Source organism: Novosphingobium mississippiense, from assembly GCF_044029535.1.
Lineage (GTDB): Bacteria > Pseudomonadota > Alphaproteobacteria > Sphingomonadales > Sphingomonadaceae > Novosphingobium.
Genome location: NZ_CP147003.1, coordinates 2,006,136 through 2,027,837 on the forward strand (window position 1 = coordinate 2,006,136; position 21,702 = coordinate 2,027,837).

17 protein-coding genes are annotated in these 21,702 nt (G+C 63.9%); 13 read left to right on the forward strand and 4 right to left on the reverse strand.

Translation table 11 applies throughout. The annotated features are described in order from the left end of the window. Nucleotides 1-137: 137 nt before the first annotated feature. The 7 genes from WBP06_RS27405 to WBP06_RS27435 all read left to right on the forward strand — a co-directional run bounded on the left by WBP06_RS27405 (nucleotide 138) and on the right by WBP06_RS27435 (nucleotide 8,492). Nucleotides 138-2,732, forward strand: coding sequence for a TonB-dependent receptor (locus WBP06_RS27405; RefSeq protein ID WP_395335767.1), 2,595 nt, complete (start codon nucleotides 138-140; stop codon nucleotides 2,730-2,732). Between the two features lie 947 nt (nucleotides 2,733-3,679). After that, nucleotides 3,680-4,408, forward strand: a complete 729-nt coding sequence (locus WBP06_RS27410; protein WP_395335769.1) for a phospholipase A — start codon at nucleotides 3,680-3,682, stop codon at nucleotides 4,406-4,408. A 272-nt stretch (nucleotides 4,409-4,680) separates the two neighbouring features. Then, nucleotides 4,681-4,956, forward strand: a complete 276-nt coding sequence (locus WBP06_RS27415) for an HU family DNA-binding protein (protein ID WP_395335771.1) — start codon at nucleotides 4,681-4,683, stop codon at nucleotides 4,954-4,956. Between the two features lie 398 nt (nucleotides 4,957-5,354). Next, nucleotides 5,355-5,912 (forward strand): peroxiredoxin, encoded by a 558-nt coding sequence (locus tag WBP06_RS27420; RefSeq protein WP_395335773.1) that lies wholly within the window; start codon nucleotides 5,355-5,357, stop codon nucleotides 5,910-5,912. Between the two features lie 69 nt (nucleotides 5,913-5,981). Further along, nucleotides 5,982-7,259, forward strand: a complete 1,278-nt coding sequence (locus WBP06_RS27425; RefSeq protein WP_395335776.1) for a protein-disulfide reductase DsbD family protein — start codon at nucleotides 5,982-5,984, stop codon at nucleotides 7,257-7,259. Nucleotides 7,260-7,297: 38 nt separating this feature from the next. Then, nucleotides 7,298-7,855 (forward strand): sigma-70 family RNA polymerase sigma factor, encoded by a 558-nt coding sequence (locus WBP06_RS27430; RefSeq protein ID WP_395335778.1) that lies wholly within the window; start codon nucleotides 7,298-7,300, stop codon nucleotides 7,853-7,855. A 1-nt stretch (nucleotide 7,856) separates the two neighbouring features. After that, the gene (locus WBP06_RS27435) at nucleotides 7,857-8,492 is read left to right on the forward strand and encodes a DUF1109 domain-containing protein (RefSeq protein WP_395335780.1); all 636 of its coding nucleotides are present in this window, start codon (nucleotides 7,857-7,859) and stop codon (nucleotides 8,490-8,492) included. A gap of 31 nt (nucleotides 8,493-8,523) precedes the next feature. On the opposite strand, the gene WBP06_RS27440 is transcribed toward WBP06_RS27435, so the two are convergent. Together WBP06_RS27440 and WBP06_RS27445 are read right to left on the reverse strand one after the other, a co-directional pair. Beyond that, nucleotides 8,524-9,642, reverse strand: coding sequence for a zinc-binding dehydrogenase (locus WBP06_RS27440; protein WP_395335782.1), 1,119 nt, complete (start codon nucleotides 9,640-9,642; stop codon nucleotides 8,524-8,526). A 170-nt stretch (nucleotides 9,643-9,812) separates the two neighbouring features. Then, nucleotides 9,813-10,952: an AraC family transcriptional regulator ligand-binding domain-containing protein gene (locus tag WBP06_RS27445; RefSeq protein ID WP_395335785.1), complete on the reverse strand. Its 1,140-nt coding sequence runs from the start codon at nucleotides 10,950-10,952 to the stop codon at nucleotides 9,813-9,815. A 58-nt stretch (nucleotides 10,953-11,010) separates the two neighbouring features. On the opposite strand from WBP06_RS27445, the gene WBP06_RS27450 reads away from it, so the two are divergent. The 3 genes from WBP06_RS27450 to WBP06_RS27460 all read left to right on the forward strand — a co-directional run bounded on the left by WBP06_RS27450 (nucleotide 11,011) and on the right by WBP06_RS27460 (nucleotide 14,762). Further along, entirely contained in the window at nucleotides 11,011-11,205 is a 195-nt protein-coding gene (locus WBP06_RS27450) for a hypothetical protein (RefSeq protein WP_395335787.1), read from the forward strand. Next, nucleotides 11,202-13,607, forward strand: coding sequence for a TonB-dependent receptor (locus tag WBP06_RS27455; protein WP_395335788.1), 2,406 nt, complete (start codon nucleotides 11,202-11,204; stop codon nucleotides 13,605-13,607). The genes WBP06_RS27450 and WBP06_RS27455 overlap by 4 nt, the downstream gene beginning before the upstream one ends. A gap of 372 nt (nucleotides 13,608-13,979) precedes the next feature. Further along, nucleotides 13,980-14,762 carry a creatininase family protein gene (locus WBP06_RS27460; RefSeq protein ID WP_395335790.1) on the forward strand — a complete coding sequence of 261 codons (783 nt, stop codon included), beginning with the start codon at nucleotides 13,980-13,982 and terminating at the stop codon, nucleotides 14,760-14,762. Here WBP06_RS27460 and WBP06_RS27465 read toward each other — a convergent pair. Both WBP06_RS27465 and WBP06_RS27470 read right to left on the reverse strand, forming a co-directional pair. Beyond that, complete coding sequence (locus WBP06_RS27465) at nucleotides 14,728-17,616, reverse strand: ATP-binding protein (protein ID WP_395335792.1); 2,889 nt, start codon at nucleotides 17,614-17,616, stop codon at nucleotides 14,728-14,730. The two genes, WBP06_RS27460 and WBP06_RS27465, sit on opposite strands and share 35 nt — an antisense overlap. A 149-nt stretch (nucleotides 17,617-17,765) precedes the next feature. Next, the gene (locus tag WBP06_RS27470) at nucleotides 17,766-18,872 is read right to left on the reverse strand and encodes a redoxin domain-containing protein (protein WP_395335795.1); all 1,107 of its coding nucleotides are present in this window, start codon (nucleotides 18,870-18,872) and stop codon (nucleotides 17,766-17,768) included. Between the two features lie 224 nt (nucleotides 18,873-19,096). Here WBP06_RS27470 and WBP06_RS27475 point away from each other — a divergent pair, with 224 nt between their 5' ends. Genes WBP06_RS27475 through WBP06_RS27485 form a run of 3 tightly spaced genes read left to right on the forward strand, consistent with a single transcriptional unit; the run spans nucleotide 19,097 to nucleotide 21,615 of the window. Continuing rightward, complete coding sequence (locus WBP06_RS27475) at nucleotides 19,097-20,350, forward strand: epoxide hydrolase family protein (RefSeq protein WP_395337593.1); 1,254 nt, start codon at nucleotides 19,097-19,099, stop codon at nucleotides 20,348-20,350. A 23-nt stretch (nucleotides 20,351-20,373) separates the two neighbouring features. Next, the gene (locus tag WBP06_RS27480) at nucleotides 20,374-20,787 is read left to right on the forward strand and encodes an organic hydroperoxide resistance protein (RefSeq protein WP_395335798.1); all 414 of its coding nucleotides are present in this window, start codon (nucleotides 20,374-20,376) and stop codon (nucleotides 20,785-20,787) included. 12 nt (nucleotides 20,788-20,799) lie between these two features. Beyond that, the gene (locus WBP06_RS27485; protein WP_395335800.1) at nucleotides 20,800-21,615 is read left to right on the forward strand and encodes an alpha/beta fold hydrolase; all 816 of its coding nucleotides are present in this window, start codon (nucleotides 20,800-20,802) and stop codon (nucleotides 21,613-21,615) included. Nucleotides 21,616-21,702 lie beyond the last annotated feature (87 nt).

Below are 21,702 nucleotides of genomic sequence, written 5' to 3' on the forward strand. Positions count from 1 at the left end.
CCACGAGCGAGCGCTGCCGACATGCATTTTGCGTCCTTTGCAACATTGCCGAAATCTTCTTGTGCGGATTAACTCCGACTAAAGCGGCAAGCAAACCGGAGGGCCATCGATCGTCCTCCTTTCAGGGAAGGATGATCATGGCAATTCGGCCACTCGTATTCTGTTCGGCTTCGGCCGTCGCGCTTGTCCTGGGCGGGGCAGCTCACGCGCAGGACGCCTCGGGGCAGGGTTCGAGCGCAAGTTCCGGCGCCTCGGACGTCAGCGAGCAGGACATTATCGTCACCGGGGTCCGCGCCTCGCTGATGTCGGCGCAGAACATCAAGAAGAACTCGATCAACATTGTCGATTCGATCGTGGCCGAGGACATCGGCAAGTTGCCCGACAATACCGTTTCCGATGCGCTCCAGCGCGTCACCGGCGTTCAGATCACCCGTGCCGCCGGGGAGGCAAGTTCGGTCCAGATTCGTGGCCTTCCCAACGTAGCCACGCTGGTGAACGGGCTTGAAACCTTCACCGGCACCAGCCGCGCCGTTTCGCTCGGCGACATTCCGGCCGAACTCGTTAGCGGCGTCGACGTATACAAGACCAGCACACCGGACCTTGTCGAAGGCGGCGTGGCCGGGGTCATCAACGTGCGCCTGCGCCGCCCGTTCGATTTCGGAGAGGGGCTGCATGTCGCAGGCGGCGTTCGCGGCATTTACTCCGACCAGTCCGACAAGATGAGCTATGTCGGCAGCGCGCTTGTGAGCGACCGCTGGCAGACCGGCCTTGGCGAGATGGGCCTGCTCCTATCGGTTTCCTACAACCGTCGCCGTTATCAGGATCAAGATGCGTTCAACTACGTGAGTTCGGGCGATCCGGTGGCCATCCCCGATACGGTTGGTGGCATCTACAGCTCGGGCGATCGCAAGCGCACTGGCATCAACCTGGCCTACCAGTGGCGCCCCACCGAAAACCTGGAAGTCCATGCCGACGGGCTCTACACGAAGTACAGCAACCTTTATAACAACAGCTACTTCATCGGGCTGCCCAAGGCCGGCACGGTCACCTCGATCACGCCTTACCAGGACTACGATTTCCTGGGTGAAAGCTCGACCACGACCAATGCCTATACGCTTTCCAGCATGCAGGCCTACCTCGACCGGACCCAGAGCTATCAGGGCAACCTGGGCGCGCGCTGGACCGGCGGCCACGTCACCTTTTCGTCAGAGCTGACGTACAACTACAGCAAGATAAAGGATCGCAACGTCATCGTCGACACGTCGTTCAATGCGCCGTCGATGACTGTGAACTACAACTACGGCGGCACGCCCAACGTGGACATTTCGGGCGTCGATCTGACCGATCCGTCGAACTACACGGTGCGCACGCTGTTCGATAATCATTCGCTGTCCACCAGCAAGCAGTGGGCCTGGCGCAATGACCTTGAATATGCGTTCGACGGCGGCTTTCTGAAGAAGTTCAAGATAGGCACGCGCTACACCCATCGTTCGGTCGAATCCCAAGCGACGACGTCCACCGGGATCGCATCGGACGGCACCGTTACCCTGGATATGCTGTCCACCGATGCCTACACGACATCCCCGACCGGGCTTGTGAAGGGGGCGCTTGGCGTCGGCCAGTACCTGACGCTGGATCCGGACTATCTGTTGAATAATACCGATGCGGTCCGTGAGCTGTTCGGCCAGTCCAACGGCGATCGCGCCTACGATCCGGCGAATTACTTCGCAGACATAGAGAGCACTTACGCTTTCTATGGCATGATCGAGTACGGCTTCGACATTGGTGCGATCCCCGTCACCGGAACCGCAGGTGCGCGCGTCGTCAATACGGTGGAGCAGCTTGTCGGCAACACTGCGAGTTCCAAGGAGAACTATCTCAACGTCCTGCCCAGCATCAATGCCAAGCTTGGCCTGACGGACAACCTGTTCCTGCGCCTCGCCTGGGGCAAGACGATCACCCGCCCCGAATTTTCCGCGCTCAATCCGCTGGTCAGCTACGCGCCCAGCGGCGACACCGGTACCCAAACTTATTATGGCAGCGGATCGGGCGGCAATCCTGACCTGCAGCCGATCAAGTCGACGGCTTACGATGCCAGCCTCGAATTCTATCCGGCGCGCTCCACGTCGCTGACCGTGGCCGGCTTCTATCGCGATATCAAGGGCTACATCCAGACCTACTCGGCGCCCGAGACGATCGACGGGGAACTCTATCTGGTCAGCCGCCCGCGCAATACGGGGGCGGGCTACCTTGCCGGCGCCGAAGTCGCCTACCAGCAGTTCTTCGACTTCCTGCCGGGCGCGCTGAGCGGGTTGGGCGTCCAACTCAACGGTACTTATTCGGACGGCATGACTGACGATCCGATCAACGGTGGCAAGCAGCGCGTGGTCAATGTCTCGCACTGGTCGTACAATGCCGTCGCGATCTATGAGAAGTTCGGCATTTCCGCGCGTCTCGCCTACAACTGGCGGTCCAGCTATGTCGACAGCTACAATTCTGGTGGCAGCCAGGCGAGCACGATCATGGTCAGGCCCACCGGCCAGCTCGACTTCTCGGCAAGCTACGATCTTACCGACAACGTGACGCTGACCTTCAACGCCACGAACATCACCGATCGCACCTATCACGACTATTTCAAGGGCGTGAACTCGGACGGCGTCTATTCGAACACGCCGCGCGATACCCGTACTTACGACCGCACTTTCGAAATCGGCGCCCGCGTCAAGTTCTGAGGACTTACCTTGGCGGGCACGGCGGTTTTTCGGGAAAGGCCGCGCCCGCATCCTGCTTACGACCGGGTTGATTGCGTCCGGAGGGTGCGAGCGCACCGTCGTTCAATGCGTGAGCCTTGAAAGCCGCGCTCGGCGCGATGCCGGCTTGGTGCATCTACGCTCTCGAAGGCGGCGAAGTTTATTGCGACCGAAATCCGGGGCCGCCTGCCCCTCGCGCTTGTTGAACCGGTTTGAACGACGCCTTTCCGGCTATTAGAGTGCGACCGATTGCCGAGCCATGTCGGCATCGACGTATCGTTGGAAGCGTCGCGGAGCAATTCCGCGCGCCGAAGATTTGTTTTTTCAATTGTCTACGCATATCCTTCAAGAGCCTTCCCTCCGACCTCGACGATCCTGTTTCGGGGAATGGCTGGACAGGGAAACGACCAATGCCAGACCCTCTCTCCGGCGCGCGCAGTTGCCGTACAATGTTTCGCCTGCTGGCATGGGGTGCTTTTTTGGTATCAGCCGCCGCACATGCGGATGAGGCGGTGGAGACACTGATCTCAAGTTCGTCCACGGCGGACGCCCATGGCTCAATTGCCATCGAACTGCGATTTCTGAACTCCGGCACTTCACCTGTCATGGTTCCGCTGCCCGAGCGGGTTGTCGCAAAGCTGGTTTCGCCGGGGCGACAGGATATGGTCTGGCTTGAACGCTCACCGGATTTGGCCGGATCGGTAGACGTAGCCCCACAGGGCTTTGCCCGTGTCCGTTACCGTCTGCCGCCCGGCGTGACGGTGGATGGAGCCCTCATCTCCGTCCCGCAATGGCAGACCGCAGAGATCGCCTTGCATCAGCCGACGGATGTCAGAGTGGCGATGGCTGACCGCGGGGAGCCTCTTCCCCCGCCAGCGCCTTCTCCGGAACCAAGCGCGCCAAGCGCCGGTCCGCCAGCAGACCGCAGTGTGGGCAATGCCTTTATCGGCAACCTTGCGCCTTATGAGCCCATCTATGCGGTCTATGGTCCTGGCACCGATACCGAGGCTCGGCTCCAGTTCAGCTTCGAATATCATCTGTTCGGATCGCGCAGCAGCGAAGACTTACCGACTTCCTGGCGAGACGGTCTCCACTTCGCCTATACCCAGCGCATGTTCTGGGATCTGCGTGCGAAGTCGATGCCGTTCCGCAACATCGATTATCAGCCGGAAGTCATCTACGTCACGCCGGCTAAGGTGCTGGACAACGGCATCTCGATGGCCCTCCAGGGCGGGCTCCGACATGAATCCAATGGGCGGGATGGCGAAGATTCGCGCAGCGTGAATTCACTCTACGTCGCCCCGATGGCCGCGATCCCCCTGTCCGGCGACTGGCGCGTGCTGGTGTCGCCCCGACTGTCATTCTACGTCGGAGACAAGTCCGACAATCCCGACATCGTCCGCTATCGCGGCCATACCGGGCTGTTCCTGCAAGTCGGTGACCCCAATGGACTGCGCATCTCCACCAATACCCGCTTCAATTTCTCGTCCGCCAAGGGCGCAATCAATACCGAGGTCTCCTATCCCCTGCCGCGCCTGCTGGGCGGCGGCCCGGACTTCTACCTTTTCGCGCAAGGTTTCGCCGGCTACGGTGAGAATCTGCTCGATTACAACCGTTCGATCACCCGGTTGCGGATCGGCTTTGCACTGGTCCGATAGGGGCTTCCGGAATGCGCGCCCTATCCGGTCACGGATCAGGCGGGCCATGCCCGTACTTGGTTCCGATTCTGCAAGGCCGCTGGCACCGCGCCGGGCGGTTCATGGAGATATTCGGATGGGGGGGACAGCGGTTTGTTGAGCGCGAGAGCAATCCCCAAGCCGGCCAATGGGACCAGATGTGCACAGAGTATACCAGGACGATATTGCTGGCTTCACGGACGCGCTCTAATCTTCTTGGTCGGAATTCCCGAAAACAGCAGGAGAATACGCTTATGAACAATGCAGACATCGCCGAGAAGCTGGCGGCCGAAACCGGCGTGACCAAGGCCGATGCCAAGAAGGCCGTCGATGCGGTCTTCGCCGCGATCGCCGATGCCGCAGCCGCTGGCGATGAGATTTCGCTCAACGGTTTCGGCAAATTCAAGGTCAAGGATTCGCCGGCCCGCGAAGGCCGCAATCCGTCGACCGGTGAAACGATCCAGATCGCGGCTTCGAAAAAGCTGACCTTTGCGCCTGCCAAGGCGATCAAGGACAAGCTTAACGGCTGAGGCCCGCATGAATAAAACCCGGCACTGCGTTGAAGGCGTAGTGCCGGGTTTTATGACGTTGAAATGCGCTACATCTAAGCAGCGCATGCACGAACAAAGAAGCTTTCCAACCGGCGAAATCTATCGATCGGAACATGTGGCCGATCTGTCCGGGCGGACGACGGCTTCAAGCGCCACCATCACACGTCACCATCAAGAGCCGGCATCAAGCTATTCATCGCAGCATCCAGCTGAAGATCGTCGGTCCTACTCGTCCGCAGGCCTCACCGGCGAAAAGACGCAAGCGCCGAAAAATTTTGCCTCCGACCACAACTTTTGCCCGCGCCCCAGCGAACCCGGGATTGGAGGAAACGGAATCGATCGTTTTCTCCGACTGATTTCGAGTTGGAGCACAGCAGATGAAGTTTCGGAAAAACCTTGCGGTATCGCTCGCCTTGGGGCTGTCCATCGCGTCCCTTCCTGCCCCCAGTCTTGCCGCGCTGCCTCAAGGCGCCACTGCTCCGGACTTCGCGTTGAATGCGGCGATGGCCGGTAAGCCGTTCCGCTTCTCGCTCCATCAGTCGCTGCGCAAGGGCCCGGTCGTCCTCTATTTCTTCCCGGCCGCCTTTACCGCAGGTTGCACGGTGGAAGCGCACCTGTTTGCCGAGGCGACGGACCGGTTTGCCAAGCTCGGTGCTACCGTTGTTGGGGTAACGGCCGGCAATGTCGATCGCGTGGCAGAGTTTTCCAAGCTCGAATGTCGAAACAAGTTCGCCGTGGTGGCCGATCCCGGCGCCCGGATCGCGGCCGAATACAAGACGGCGATGCAGTACCAGGGCAAGGCCCTTTCCGAACGTACCTCGTTCGTGATTGCCCCCGACGGCAAGATCCTGATGAGCTACACCGACGGTAATCCGCAGGCCCATATCGACAAGACGATGGCCGCCGTCCGCGCCTGGAACGCCAGGCACGGTTGATCCGGATGCGTGGCTGAAAACCGGCGCGCCTGCCGCGCCGGACGTTTTCCTATCGTCATGAGGCTTACGATGTTCATCGCCATCGCCTCCGCCTTTCTGGGCGGACTGATCCTCAATTGCATGCCCTGCGTCTTCCCGATCATATCGCTGAAGGCCTTCGGCCTTGTTCGGCAGGGTGGTGACCCCGGGCATCTGCGCCGCGAAGGGCTGGCATTCCTGGGTGGTTCGCTGTTTGCCATGCTGGCTCTGGCTGGCCTGCTCATCGCGTTGCGCGCGGGCGGCGAAGCCGTCGGCTGGGGCTTCCAGCTTCAGTCGCCGGTCGTCGTCGCCGTGCTGGTCCTCATCATGATCGGATCGGCGCTCAATCTGATGGGCCTGTTCGAGATGGGGCTTGGCCTGCAGCGCATCGGCCAGGAGGCCAACGGAAAGGCTGCCGATGACGGTTGGCTGGGCGCCGCGCTGACGGGCGCGCTGGCCGTGGTGGTGGCGACGCCCTGCGCCGGGCCCTTCATGGCAAGCGCGTTGGGCTATGCGCTGGTCCAGCCGCCGATCGTCGGTCTCGCCGTATTTGCAGCGCTGGCGACGGGTGTGGCCGCACCGTTCACTCTGCTGTGCTTCTGCCCGCCGCTTGCGCGCCGCCTTCCGCGGCCGGGGTCGTGGATGATCACGCTGAAGCACGCGCTGGCCTTCCCGATGCTGGCCGCCGCTGCCTGGCTCGTCTGGGTGCTCGACAGCCAGACGGGCTCGGCCGGCCTGCCGTTCATCCTTGGTTGCGCGTTGCTGCTTGCGTTGGCCTGCTGGCTTTACGGGCTGGCCCAACGCCGCACCATGGCCGGCAAATCGGCGCGCGGCCTGACATTCGCGGCGGCATCCGGGCTGGCGGTGATTGTCGCCGCGTTCGCCCTGCCCGGACAGGCGCTGGTGACCGGCCCTGCGCCCGGCCGCGCCTCCGCCATGCCGTCAGCGGCGACCAACACGCCGATCATGGACGCGCGCCCGGTCCGTTGGTCTCCAGAGCGGGTCGCTCGCGAGACTTCGGCGGGAAGGCCGGTCTTCGTCGACTTCTCGGCCGCCTGGTGCCTGACCTGCCAGGTCAACGAGAAGGCGGTGCTTTCCAAACCGGCATTCAAGGCGGCGATAGCGCGCACCAACGCGGCCTATATGATTGCCGACTCCACCAACTATGACGCCGGGATAGAGAAGGCTATGAGCGATCTGGGGCGGACCGGCCTGCCGCTCTACCTCGTCTATCCGGCCGGAGGCGGCGATCCCGTGATCCTGCCGCAGGTTCTGACCTCTGGCCTGGTGGTCGATGCACTTGACGCCGCGGCCAGCAAGAAAGGCTGAAGATGTTCCAAAGATGCCCGAGATCGTCGTAGCCCAGCGTGCCGAACGATCTGCCCCGCGAACAGGATTGGCCCGCACTCATGCGGCGGGCGCAGGACGGCGATCAGTCAGCCTATCGGTTGGTCATGCGCGCCATGTTGCCGGTGATCCGCAACATGGCGCGGCGCAGGATATCGGACGATGCGCTGGTGGAAGACGCGATCCAGGACACGTTGCTGACCATTCACCGGCTGCGGCACACTTATGATCCCACGCGCCCGTTGCTGCCCTGGATCGCGGCAATCACATCCGCGCGATCGATCGATGCCCTGCGGCGGTCCGGTCGGGCACGCCGCTTCGAAGTGATCGACGATGAAGCGATGGGGGCTGCCGTAGATCCGGCGATGCCGGAGCCGGGGGAAGTGTTGGCCAACAATCGCGAGGTGGCCCGGCTGCTCGGCCTGCTGCCCGAACGGCAAAGGATGATGGTGGAAATGGTAAAGCTGCAAGAGATGACCCTTGACGATGCGGCCCGGGAAAGCCGGCTGTCCGTGTCGGCCGTGAAGTCGCTGCTTCACCGCGCTTTCGCCAGGCTACGCGAACATGGGAACCCCTGAAATGCGCGACCATGAACCATTGATCGACGCCCTCGCGGGGGGAATGCAACCGGTTCGGCGTGTCGCTCCGGCGTGGCTGAGGGCGCTGGGCTGGGCGCCCGTGGCGCTGGCGCTTGGATACTTGTCGACGAGCATTCTCCTTCATCGGCAGGCGACTGACTGGGTGGGGGGTTACGCCGCAATCTCTGCCGCGAACGTCGTGCTTTCGCTGGCACTTGGCATCACCGCGTTCGCTGCGGCACTCTCTGTCAGCGTTGCCGGCGGGCGGATCGTGGCGAAGGGCTGGATGGCTCTCGGGCTGGTTCTATGGGCCTTGTTGGCGGCCGTCAGCATCGCCCTGTCGTCGCGGCCTATCACGGTTGTGGTCGGTGAGGGGAGCTATTGCTTCACTTTCGTCATCACGGCCGGACTGCCGATGATTGCCGTCGCCCTCGCGGCGCTTCGCCGCACCCGTTCGCTCCGCCCGAAACAATCGCTGGTCGCTGCCGGCATGGCCGTTTCATTTCTCTCGTTCGGATTGCTGGCATTTTGCCATCCCGCGGAAATGTCGGTTGCCGATTTCCTGATGCACCTCCTGGCTGCGCTGGCACTTGGGGCGGTTTTCCTTGTCGTTGGCCGCCCGGCGATCAGAATATGAGCTTTCTGCGAAAACTGCACGCAGTTCGCGCTCATCCAAGCCGAGGATCGATCAGGAACTTCTCGCCAGTCGCCTTGCGTTCATAGCGGCGCAGAATGTCCGGTTGCAGGGCCTGCGCCAGGCCGACGACCTGGGTATACTTGCTGGCGAAGGTCGTCGTGAGTTCGGCCAATACCCGCGCTCGCAGCCGGGCAGCGACTTCCGGCCCCGCCTTCTGCAGGAACGGAAAGAGCAGCCAGCCGCCGACAGACCATTGAAAGCCGAAGGTCATGCGGTTGAGCGTGGTGGGGGCAACGTCGAGCGCGCCATAGATGTACAGCTGCTTGAACGTGTCCGAGCCGTAGCGGCTGTAGCTGCTTGAATTTTCCACCGCAGCACGCTCCATCGAACGCAGGATGTCGCTGCCCAGCGTGCCGCCGCCGATGGCATCGAAGGCGATCGTCGCGCCGGTTTCGCGGATCGCAGTGGTGAGTTGCGCGGTGAAGTCCTCATCCCGGCTATTGACGACATGCCGTGCGCCGATGTCGCGCAGGATCTGTGCCTGCTCCGGCGAGCGTACCACGTTCACGAGCGCAATGCCGTCTGCAAGGCAGATCTTCTGGAGCATCTGGCCAAGGTTCGAGGCGGCGGCGGTATGGACGATGGCCTTGTGGCCTTCCCGAATGGCGGTCTCGACGAAGCCGAGAGCCGTCAGCGGGTTCACGAACATGGCCGCGCCGTCGGCCGCGCTGGCACCTTCCGGAAGCGCGACGACATCGCGCGCCGCGATCCGGCGATAGTCCGCGTACATTCCCCCGCCGATCATGCCGACAAGCTTGCCTTCCAGCGCCTTGGCATTGCGACCTGCGGCGATGACGGTTCCGGCCCCCTCGTTGCCGATCGGCAACGACTGGCCGAGCCTGCCGCCCACGCTCGGCAGCCGGGCCTCGGGCACTTGAAAATGAAGGGCGCCGTCATCCGAGCTCTTGAGCGTGGCGATATCGGCGGGGCCAAGAAGAAGGCCGAGGTCGCTGGGATTGATGGGGGCTGCTTCCACCCGCACGATCACTTCATCGTCACCGGGCTCGCCGAAAGTGACACCTTCCAGCGAAAGCGTGAGGTTTCCATCCTGGTCGATACGGGTACGCATCTCGCGGCCTGTCAGCGTCATCGAGCTCTTCCTTGGTTGGCATTAGAAGGTGGCCGGGCGAAGGTAGCCGAGCGGAACCGGCTTGCAACCGCTTCCAGACAAACGGCTCGTCTTGCAGGCCAGGCGCCGCGAGAGGTACCCACGGTCATGCTGTCCCGGGCATTCGCGTCCCTTGCGCTCGCCTGCGACCTTCAGGTGCCGCCTTGCGCCAGCGCGCCCCCGCGCCCGGCGCGGGCGCGCAAGTCGCGGGGGCTGGCATCCATCATGTTGCGCGCGAAATGGGACAGGGCGGACTGTTCGGAAAACCCCAGCTTATGCGAAATCGTCCCCAGTTCGAGGTCGGTCCGCTCAAGATAGTAGAGCATGTAGTCGCAGCGCACCTCGTCCTTGATGCGCTGGAAGCTTGAACCCTCATCGCGCAGGCGACGATGCAGGGTGCGCGGGTGCATCGCCAGCAGCCGTGCAACATCCTCGCTGCCGCATTCGCTGGTCCACAACCGCTGCATCACCATGCCGCGCACCAGCGCGCTGACCGAAGGGCGAAGGCCCGTGCACGTCTTGCGGATTTGCGCAATGACCTGGGCGAGCGTTTCGGCATCCGGGTCGAGGATCGGGCATGCCATGTCCTCCGAACGGAAAGCGATGCCGTCCTCGGTACAGCAGAAGCGCACCGCGCAGCCGAAATAACGGCGGTACGTCCGGATCGGGGCCAGATTGTGGTGGCGGAAATGGATCTCCCGCGCGCGCACCTTGCCCCCGGTTATCGCCATGGCGCCAAGATGGCCCAGCAGAAGCAGTTGTTCGATCGCCTGGCAGCGATTGGGCATGGCCTCCACCAGCACGTCATGGCCCAGGAAAACGTGACGGCCGGAGGCGGTGGCCTCCTTCCACACCCGCGCGGCCAGCGAATGGGCGGAATTGTGGGTCACCGCATGGGAGGTCGCCTCTCCGAACGTGCGCGAATTGCGCATGGCGGTGCCGAGCTTGCCGTAGACTCCGTCGCCATGCTGGCGAACGGCAAGGCGCATGCCGAAGTCCACCACGGAAAGGTCCTGCGCCGCGCGCTGCATCAGCCAGATCCACTGTTCGTAGCTGGCTGCGCCTTCCCGGTTGCAGTCGTCCGGCGTGAGGCCGGCGTCCTTCAGCATTGCATACGGGCAACCGCCGAGATCGCGGACGAGCGCCGGAAAATCCCGCAACAGCCGTGCGCGCAATACGTGGAAGTGCGGGGAGGGGGCGTGTTGCAACTTTGCCTGCGCGACAATGCCTGCCCCCTGCGTGATGCCGGGCGGCCGGGATCCGAACGGCACTGTCGCGTGCGTATCTCCCATTGCATCCTCGTCCGGCTGTTACGCCGTTGTCGCCTCCGTGTTCATGGAATGCCGGTGCATGGCAATCAAGCGGCGCGCCTGCCCAAGCGGCAAACATCGCGGGCACGAGGTTGTCACGATCGCGCAAGTCGCGGCGGTGGCGATCGATTACGGTGGGCGCGCGAGGACGCAATGCGAAAGTGTCGGCATCGACGGTTCCGCAAGGCATTCGCCGCCCAACAATAAAGCAATCGGATCATGGGAGGAAAAATGAGGGGTTTTTCAGTCGCATTGCTGTGCTCGTCGAGCATGGCCGGCCTGACGGCGCTGGTTTCGGCACCTGCGGCAGCGCAGGAGGCGGCGCCTGCCGCGGGGTCTGCCGCTGTATCTCTGGGGGCGGAGACGGGCGCGTCGACCGACGTCATCATCGTCCAGGCTCGCCGCCGCGATGAGGATATCCAGCAGGTTCCGGCGGTGATCGATGCGGTAACCGCGGATCAGGTGGCCAAGCTCAACATCCGCGATTTCAAGGACGTGGCGGCGATCGTGCCCGGCCTGCAACTGACGACGGAAACAAACGGCACCGGCGGCAACGCGCGCCTGCGCGGCGTCAACTTCGACATCACGGCTAGCGGTAACAACCCCACCGTGGAGTTCTATTTCAACGATGCCCCGATCACCGCGGGCGTCATCCTCCAGCAGATGTACGATATCGGCCAGATCGAAGTGCAGCGTGGGCCGCAGGGCACGCTGCGCGGCCGCGCGGCGCCTTCCGGCTCGATCACGGTCACGACGAAGAAGCCCGATCTCTACAGCGTCGGCGGTTTCGTCAGTTCCACGGCGAACGATATCGGCACGATCAACGTGCAGGGCGCGGTCAACCTGCCGGTGATCGAAGGCATTGCTGCGATCCGCATCGCCGGCGTCTGGGACGAGAACGAGGGCGATCGCGTGCGCCCGATCGGCGGCGGGCGCGATCCTTTCTCGCGCACCAAGAGCGGCCGCGTTTCCGCGCTTGTCCAGCCGACGGACTGGCTGAGGCTGGAGGGGCTGTACCAAAGGCTGGACCGGCAGGCCTATACCTACGACCAGGTCGCCTCGTTCAGCGAGGTCAATCCCGATGCGCCGGCCAGCCCGGTCTACATCGATTCTTCCGATCGACTGTCCAGCCAGGAAGCCGCGCGGCCGATCCGCCAGATCTACGACATCTACAACTGGCGGTCGGAAATCTCGCTGCTTGGGCAGGTGCTGATCTATCAGGGGCAGCACTACACGCAGAAGATATCCTCCACTGCGAACCAGGACACCGGCAATTTCTTTCCCGGCGACGTCAACCAGCTGACCTATTCGCATCCCAGTTCCACGTCGCACGAAGTGCGCCTGCAGAACGATTCCCGCGTGCTGGGCATGCTGGACTACGTGGTGGGTTACTTCGACAACAAGAACGATGCGCCCACCGAACTCGTCCGCCCGACCATCATCGGCTATCCCACCAGCGCCACCACCGGCGCCATCGCCGCCGTGGTGAACACCGATGTGGGCCGCACCGGTTCGTCCCACGAGAAATCCGTGTTCGGCAACCTGACCGCGCATATCGGCGAGAGCACGGAAATCTCCGGCGGTCTGCGGCATATCGACTATACGTCCAACAACGGCCTCTATGTTGGCGGCTCGCTGATCTCCACCGATGGGCAGGATGCGAAGAAGTGGATCTATTCCGCTTCCGTGAAGCACAATTTCACGCCGGACCTGATGATCTATGCCAGCACCGGCAGTTCGTGGCGCCCGGGCATCAACGTGGTGGGCGATTTCAGCCTGGCGCAGTCCGCGCTTGAGCAGAGCTTCCTGAACCTGCCGGCGGAAACCTCCAAGTCCTATGAAATCGGCCTGAAGAGCACGCTGATGGACGGCCGCGCGCGCTTCAACCTGACGGCGTTCCACCAGAAGTTCAGCAACTATCCGTACCGCGTCGGCGGGCAGGGCGTCTATTACATCGAGACGACGTCGTCCGGGCAACAGGTGTCGCAGTTCAATTTCGTTGGCGCGGTGCCGGTGGAAGTGAACGGCGTGGAAGGGGATGCGACCTTCGACGTGACCCCGAACTGGAAGCTGGGCGTGACGGCCAGCTACTCGCTGGGCAAGATCAAGAACGGCACGATCCCGTGCAACGACCTCAACGGGGACGGCGTGCCCGATGTGATCACCAGCGCGCCGACGCTGGCGCAGCTTCAGACCGCCTATGGCGCGAACAACGTGGGTTCGTGCCAGGTTTCGCAGCGTTCGGGCTTCCAGTCGCCCTTCAGCGCGACGCTCACCACCGAATACCACTATGCGGTTTCGGCAAAGGTGGATGCCTATCTGCGCGGGCTGTTCAGCTTCAACGGCAAGTCGCAGACCGATCCCACCAACATCTACGACAACGTGGGCGCTTATGGTCTGCTGAACGTCTTCACCGGTATCCGTGATCCGGAAGGCGCGTGGGAAGTGTCGCTCTTCGCCAAGAACCTGCTGGATACCACCAAGACGCTGACGCGTACCGATCCGCTGTTCACATCATATCGCAATGCGGCCGCGCGCTTTGCGGCCACGACGTATACCAGCACCTACACGGGCGTGACGGTAACCGCACCGCGCGAATTCGGCATCAACGTGCGTTACGCTTTCGGTTCCCGCTGATCGAGAGCGATGATCAAGAGCTCCCTCCTGGGCGGAGGTTTCGGCCTCCGCCTCCCTTTTTTTGGGGACGTGATCTCGCCCGGCCCGAACCGCAAGTGGCCAGACACAGCCGCCCGGAGATCGCGCGGCGAATGGCAAGCGTTTTGCTTCGATCGCCCCGGCATCATGCGAGAGTGATCCTGCTAACGCCATCTCACAGTGCATAACGGGCGTTTTCCTCGCTTCTGGGCGATAGCTCGGTTCGAGCTTAGGCGTCAGCACGCGGCATCGCTTTCGACCCGGATGCAATCTGGTCGTCACCGATATCCGCGCCACGACGCCGGGCTGAACCACGGTTTCCTTTTCCGAAGCCCAAGCGCAGGAGTTCAAGAGATGAGATGGCAGGATCTGACCACACGCGAACTGGCGGCAGTTGATCGCGATACGCCGCTGTTTCTTTCCATCGGTGCGGTCGAACAGCACGGGCCTCATCTGCCGCTCGCCACGGACTCGCTGATAGGCGCCTATTTCCTCGACGCGCTGGACCGTCGGCTGGGGCGTGACATTCTGGTGCTCCCCCAGGTCAGCATCGGCTGTTCGCATCATCACATGGATTTCGCCGGGACGTTGACCGTCAGCCATGCGGCTTTTCAGGCCTATGTCTCCGATATTCTCCATTCCGCGCTGATGCACGGTTTCCGCAACGTGATCCTGTTCAACAGTCATGCCGGCAATCAGGCCGTCGCCAATCTGATCATCGAGGGCGTGGGGTCCGTTCACCCGGATTGCCGGATCGTGCTGGCGGGCTGGTGGCTGCTGGTCGCGCCCGAGCTGCGCCGGTTGCGGGGGCCCGATGCGGCGCGCGATTCCCATGCCGGAGACCTGGAGACCTCGATCGTGCTTCACGCTGCCCCCGATGCGGTTCGCCCGATCGAGAAGGATACGCCCCCTTGCCATCATCACGGCTTTGACTGGTCCGCCGGCGATCTGCTGACGGCGGAGCGGGCCACGCTCTATAGCTCGATGCAAACACGCACCTGCGGCAGCGGCGTGGCCGGAGATCCGTCCTTGGCGACGGCGGCCAAGGGTGAGGCGATCACCGGTTACGTGCTGGACGCGCTGACAGGCATCGTGGCGGATCTCAGGACGGGACGCCGCTCGCCTGACGCAGGGTGACGAGCAACTCGCCGGCCCGTCGCGCATCGGGCATTGCATCCATGTCTGGAGTTGCGGCGATGACGCTCTCCAGACACTGGATGGCCTCCTGCGGCTCGCCTTGGGCGGCAAGCTGAGTGGCTAGCGGGACAACGGTCCGCATCGTCCATGCCCAGGCCCCCTGATCGCGGCTGAGATCCAGCGCCTGTTTCAGGAAGGCGGTCGATGTTCGCGCATCCCCGCCCGTGGCCTCGGCAAGGATGGCCTTCATGCCCAGTAGTTCCGGTAGGGCGAAGCCCTCGCCGATACTGCGACAACGCGCGATGGCGGCATCGATCAGCGCCTCCGCCTCCCGCCAGCGCCGGTCGAGCAGCAGGCCGCGCGCGTGGGTGATGGAGAAGGCGGTGGTCAGCAGTTCGTAGCGCGCCGCGCGCAGCTGGATCAGGCAGCGCTCCACGTCCTCGACGGCGCTGCCGCTTTGGCCCCGGCGAATGGCCAGATCGCCACGAAAGCCTTCGGCGGCCATGATATAGGGGCCTAGGGCATTCCTCTGCGCGCAGTCGGCAAAGGTTGCCAGCGTCTGCTGCGCCGCTTCGAGATCGTCCTGCCAGACATGCAGCGCGTACTGCCAGATCAGCGCGATGCACAAGGTCACCGGTTGATCGAGCCGCGCGGCCGTAGCTACCACCTGATGGGTCATGGCCGTGGCTCGCCCGGCCTGTCCGGACAGCCACAGGCTGCGCGCCAGCGCGATGGTCGCACGGTTGCGATGATCGAAGCCGTAGTAGAGCGTGCGGGCGCGGTCGAGCACGGGGCAAAGCGCCAGCGCGCGTTCCAGATCTTCCACCGCCCCGCGTTGATTGCCGGCAAGATAGTGCGAGATGCCCAGGAGCGAGCAGGCGACCCCGATGGCTTCGGGATCGTCCATCGTCTCGGCAATCGCCAGGGCGCGGCGGGCGTGTTCCATGCTGATGGCACAGTCGCCGATCCGCTCATGATAGCTATGCAGGCGGCCCAGCATGCGCAGCTGCCCCCAGGCGTCGTCCAGCGCGGTAGCCACCTCCAACGCGCGCGTCAGGGCCTGGCCCGCTGCCTTCGTGCTGCCTTTGCTGAACATCAGCGACAGCCCCAGCGCGCCCTGCAATTCCATTTCGAGCGCGGTTGGGCCTTGCGCTTTCTCGGCTCCGTCCAGAGCGCGCGCGCACCAGTTCTGGCACTCGGCATAATGCGAAAGATTGAGGAAGATCGGTGTGCTGGCGGCGGCGAGGCGTTCACCGATGCGGCGGTCGCCCTGCGGGCCGAAACTCCAGTCCAGCGCGCTGCGTATATTGCCCAGTTGCTGGCGCAGGGGACGCGCGTCCTGCAGCACGTCCTCGTTCTGGGCGGCAACCGCCTCCAGTTCGGCCAGGAAATAGGCGGCATGGCGGCGGGCGGCGGTGCGGAGAGCATCATCGTCCCGCTCCTGCAGCTTCTGGCGGGCATACGTGCGCGTCATTTCCAGCAGGCGATAGCTGCCCGCCCCCCGCGCACGATCCGGAGAGATCAGCGATTTGGCCACCAGTTCGTCCAGTGCGGCGATCACCCTGTCGCTGCCCAGCGCGGCATCGGCCACGACTTCCAGCGCGGCATCGACCGAGAAGGGGCCGACGAAGACGCAAAGCCGTTCCAGCACCATCCGTTCGTCTTCGGTCAGCAGGGCGTAGCTCCAGTCGAGCATGGCCTGGAGTGTCTGCTGGCGCGGCAGCGCGGTGCGCCGCCCCGCCCAGCCCAGGCTGAAGCGTTCATCCAGCTGCCGCGCCGTCGCCTGCAAGCCATGGGTGGGGATCCGCGCGGCGACCAGTTCGAGGGCCAGCGCCATGCCGTCAAGACGGCGGCAGATGACGGCCATCAGCCGCGCGGCATGATCGTCGATTTCCAGCGTGCTGTCGGCGGCGCAGGCGCGATCGTGCAGCAATCGTACGGCTGCGTAGGACAGGATTTCTTCCGTGGTCAGCGCGGGATCGTCCTCCGGGCAGGCCAGCGCATCGAGGCGGTGGATATGCTCGCCGCGCACGCGCAGCGGCTCACGCGAGGTGGCCAGAATGCGCAACTGCGGTGCAGCGTGCAGCAGCCGCTCCGCCAGCAGAGCGATAGGCTCGATCAGATGTTCGCAATTGTCGAGCAGCAGCAGAAAGCGGGACTCCCGCAGATGGCCCAGGATGGCCGCCTCCGGCTCCCCACCCTGCACGGCGATGCCCATGCCACCCGCCAACATGCCGGGCACCAGATCGGGATTGTCCAACATGCTGAAATCGATGAAGGCCACCCGCTGGTCGAAGCTGTCAGCCAGAAGATGCCCGATTTCCACCGCAAGCGACGTCTTGCCGACCCCGCCCGGCCCGACGATGGTGAATAGCGGCGTATCAGCGACCCGCTGCCGTAGCAGATCGATATCCCGCTCCCGCCCGATCAGCAGCTGCAGGCCGGGAGGCAGGTTCAGTGGCGCCGCTGCCGGCTCTTCCGGCGGCGAGGAAACCACGGCAGCCGTGGGCGCCGGACCGTGCTGCCTCACCTCGCAGACGAAAGCATAGCCCACGCCGACCTGAGTGGCGATGTAGCGCGCGCCGTCCTTGCCATCGCCCAGCAGCTTGCGCAGCCCGGCCATGTGGAAGCGCAGGCTGCCATCCTCCACCACCACGTCATGCCATACGCGCTTGAGCAGATCGCGCTTGGACAGGACCCGGCCCGGCTGCTCGGTCAGCACGATCAGCAGGTCCAGCGAACGCCCGCCGATCTCCACCGGCACATCATCCCGTGTCAGCAGCCGCTCGCCCGGGAACAGCGAGAACGGGCCGAAGGACATTCCAACCCGAGGCGAAATCTCGATGTCGGCCATGATCGCGCTGTCTTCCCTTGTTGCTCGCGCGATGGTCCAGAGCGGTTTCCGCTCTATGAGTTTGTTTTGGCGCGCTTTCCGATCAGGTGATTCCACCCGATCGGAAAGCGCTCTAGCACGGTCATTCCCTTTTTTGCCATATCGATGCGTCAGCCGAAGGTGAAGACATAGGCGCGAATGCCGGGCCGTTCGAAGCGGATCGAGATGGTGCGATCGGCAATGGCGCCGCGCTGGCGCACAAGCTGATAGAGGCGATCCTCACGCAGCTCTCCCCAGCCATCGGCGTCGATATCGCAGCCGTGGTTCGGGCCGGGGGCCTTGCCGTCGATGGTTACCCGGAAGCGCACCGGGCGGCCATCGGCCGGTCCACCCAGCACCAGATGGGCATCGCGCGCATGGAAGCGGTATCGCAGCACGGCATCCGCGCCGGAAGGCGTGATGAATTCGGGGCCGATGGTCCATGTGCCGGTCAGATCCCAGCTGCCGCGCGCCAGATCGGCGGCGGCCTGATAGGGCTTTGCGCGGTTGCGTGCGGGGCCGCCGGGGGAGCGGAAGCCTTCGGCCTTGTCATAGCCCAGATAGGCCTCCGGCGAGCCAAGCTGGGCCCAATCGGCCCCGGCTTCGATCCCGCTGCCGCTGATAGGCGTGGTCGGCACGCCCGAAACGTCGTGTCCGGCCTGCGTCAGCAGCTTGCGGATCAGCCCTTCGCTCTGCTCATAACCGCCCTCGCCGATGCGATAGCCCTGCATATGGCCCTTTGCGTCGATGACATAGATGCTGGGCCAGCCCTCATTGGCGAACTGCTGCCAGGTAGAGAAGCCGTTGTCCTGCAGATTGGGCCAGGTCACGCCCAGTTGGCGGGCGGCGAGCCGGGCCTTGGCGGCGTCATGCTCGAACTGGAATTCGGGGGCATGTACCCCCACCACCACCAGACCCTTGTCCTTGTAGCGGGCGTTCCAGGCTTTCAGATAGGGCAAGGCGCGCAGCGAGTTGATGCAGGAATAGGTCCAGAAATTGACGACCACCACTTTGCCGCGCAACGCCTGAACGCCGCCGGGCACTTCGGCCAGCCATGGCCCGGCATGTTCCAGCACGTCGATCGGGCGTGCCGTGGCGCCGATCGGGCCAGCCGTGATGCCTAGCGGTGGGGGGCTGGCCATCGCTGGAACCAGCGCCTCGGCGCAACAGGCGGCAGTGATGATGCCGCCGGTCATCAGGGCGGCGAGGATAAAGCTGAGCGAGCGGGGCTTGGTCATGATGTGTCTCCGGGCGAACGGCCAGGTGATCCGGCTGTGTTGCCTTGATCCTAAGCCGTTCCCTGCGGTCCGCCCGTTTGGCGCTGCATGGCCGTGTTAGTTGGCGAGAGGGGCCTCTTGTGCAGCTAACACCATCTCACCCCACCTAACGGGCGTCCCGGCACCGCCTGCCTATACTGGCCGTCATCCAATCGAGGAGACGAACAGTGGGGTACGAGATCAACATGGCGCGGCGCCAGTTTGCCATCGGCGCATCAATGGCCGCCGCCCTCGGCGCCATGCCGGGGCTGGCCAACGAGGCCACCGGCAGCACGGAAATACGCCCATTCAAGGTGGCGATCCCCCAGGCCGACATCACGGCGATGAAGCGGCGCATAGCGGAAACCCGCTGGGCCGATCCGGAGCCCGCCGCTGACAATAGCCAGGGCGTTCGCCGTGAAACCTTGCAGCCGCTGATGGCCTACTGGGCGGGCGCCTATGACTGGCGCAAGGTGGAGGCGCAACTGAACGGCCTGCCGATGTTCATGACCCGGATTGACGGGCTGGACATTCACTTCATCCATGTCCGTTCCCGCCATGAAAAGGCGATGCCGCTGATCCTGACTCACGGTTGGCCGGGGTCGGTGCTGGAATTTCTGAAGGTGATCGGCCCGCTGACCGATCCCACCGCCCACGGCGGCAAGGCCGAGGATGCCTTCCATGTCGTGATCCCCTCGATCCCCGGTTTCGGCTTTTCCGAAAAGCCCCGGGTCGTGGGCTGGGGGTCTGACCATATCGGCCGGGCATGGTCGGCGCTGATGCTGCGGCTGGGGTATGACCGTTATGTCAGCCAGGGCGGCGATTGCGGCTCGGTAATTTCGCAGCGCATGGCTTTGCAGCATGTACCCGGGCTGCTGGGCATTCACCTCAACATGCCCGCCGTGGTGCCGGCCGAGATCGCCCACATTCTGGCCGCGGGCGATCCGGCGCCGGATGCGCTTTCGGCCAGGGAGCGCGGGGCGTTCGATCAGCTTGCCGCCTTTTATCGCGACAATGCCGCCTATGCCGCGATGATGAACACGCGGCCGCAGACGATCGGATATTCGCTGGTGGATTCCCCCGTCGGCACGGCAGCGTGGATGTACGAGAAGATCGCGCAATGGACCTATAGCGGCGGCCAGCCAGAGAAGGTTCTGGGGCGCGATGCGATCCTTGACGACATCTCGCTCTATTGGCTGACCAGGACCGGGGCCTCTGCCGCCCGGATCTATTGGGAAGACCATTCCAACAATTTCAACGCGCGCGGCATCATCGACATGCCCGTCGCCGTCAGCGTGTTCCCGGGCGAGATCTTCCGCGCGCCCAGAACCTGGGCCGAGCGCTGCTACACCCACCTCCATTACTTCAACGAAGTCACCAACGGCGGCCATTTCGCCGCCTGGGAACAACCCGCGCTCTTCGCTCAGGAAGTGCGCGCTGCCTTCCGCCTCTTTCGCTGACCCCCGATACAAGGAGAAAGTCCATGTCCAGTACCCAGACGCTCTATACCGCGAATGTCCACATCGTCGGCGGCCGTGAAGGCCACGCCAGAAGCAGCGATGGCCGCCTCGATGTCAGCCTGTCCACCCCCGGTGGCCCGGGCGCGGGCACGAACCCGGAGCAGTTGTTCGCGGCGGGCTGGTCCGCTTGCTTCGAAGGCGCGATGGCCATTGCCGCCAAGGCAAAGGGCGTGACCTTGCCCGAGACGCTTGCCATCGATGCCGAAGTCGAACTGCGCCGCGGCGACGACGGCTTCTCGCTGGCCGCGCGCCTTACGGTTCATGTCCCCGGCCTGGCGGAGGATCTGGCCCGCCAGATCATCGAAGCAGCCCACCGGACCTGCCCCTATTCCAAGGCGATCAAGGGCAACATCGACGCCATCGTCACGCTGGCCTGAGGAGGAACGACCATGAAGACGAAGAAGATGATGATGGGCGGCGGGCTGATGCTCGCCGCCGGCCTGATGGCTTCCACGGCCCCAGCCCAGCCCCAGGCCCAGCCTTCTGCCGAGCACGAATCCGCCAAACCCACGGTGGTTCTGGTGCATGGCGCCTTTGCCGATAGCGCAAGCTGGAACGGCGTGATCGCCGTGCTGGAGCATGACGGCTACCACGTTATCGCCGCGCCCAACAATTTGCGCGGCGTGCGGGCCGATGCCGATGTCGTTGCCGATGTGGTGAAAAACGTCGCCGGCCCTGTGGTGCTGGTCGGCCATTCCTATGGCGGCTCCGTCATCAGCGAGGCGGCCGAGGGCGCGGGGAACGTCAAGGCGCTGGTCTACGTCGCCGCCTTCGCGCCCGAAGCGGGCGAGACGGCCATCGGGCTCACCGGAAAGTTTCCCGGCAGCACGCTTGGCCCTACGTTGGCCCCGCCGGTGAAGCTGACCGGCGGCGGCAACGACCTCTACATCCAGCGGGACCGGTTTCCCGCCCAATTCGCCGCCGACGTCCCCCTTGCAGCGGCGCGGCTGATGGCGGCAGGACAGCGCCCGATCGCCGAAGCGGCCTTGAACGAGCCTGAAACCGCCCCGGCGTGGAAGCATACGCCTTCGTGGTTCATCTACGGCGATGCGGACCGCAACATTCCCCCCGCCGCGATGGCTTTCATGGCCAAGCGTGCGAAGGCGCGCCAGACGGTGGTGGTGAAGGGCGCATCGCATGTGGTGATGGTTTCCCATGCGATGGAGGTTGCCGGCCTGATCGAACAGGCCGCCAAGGCACCCTGATCCCGGACACCCGAAACACAAAAGGCCCGGCAACGCTTTTGGCGTTACCGGGCCTTTTGTTACCTGTCGGGCAGGGGTGGTTCCCTG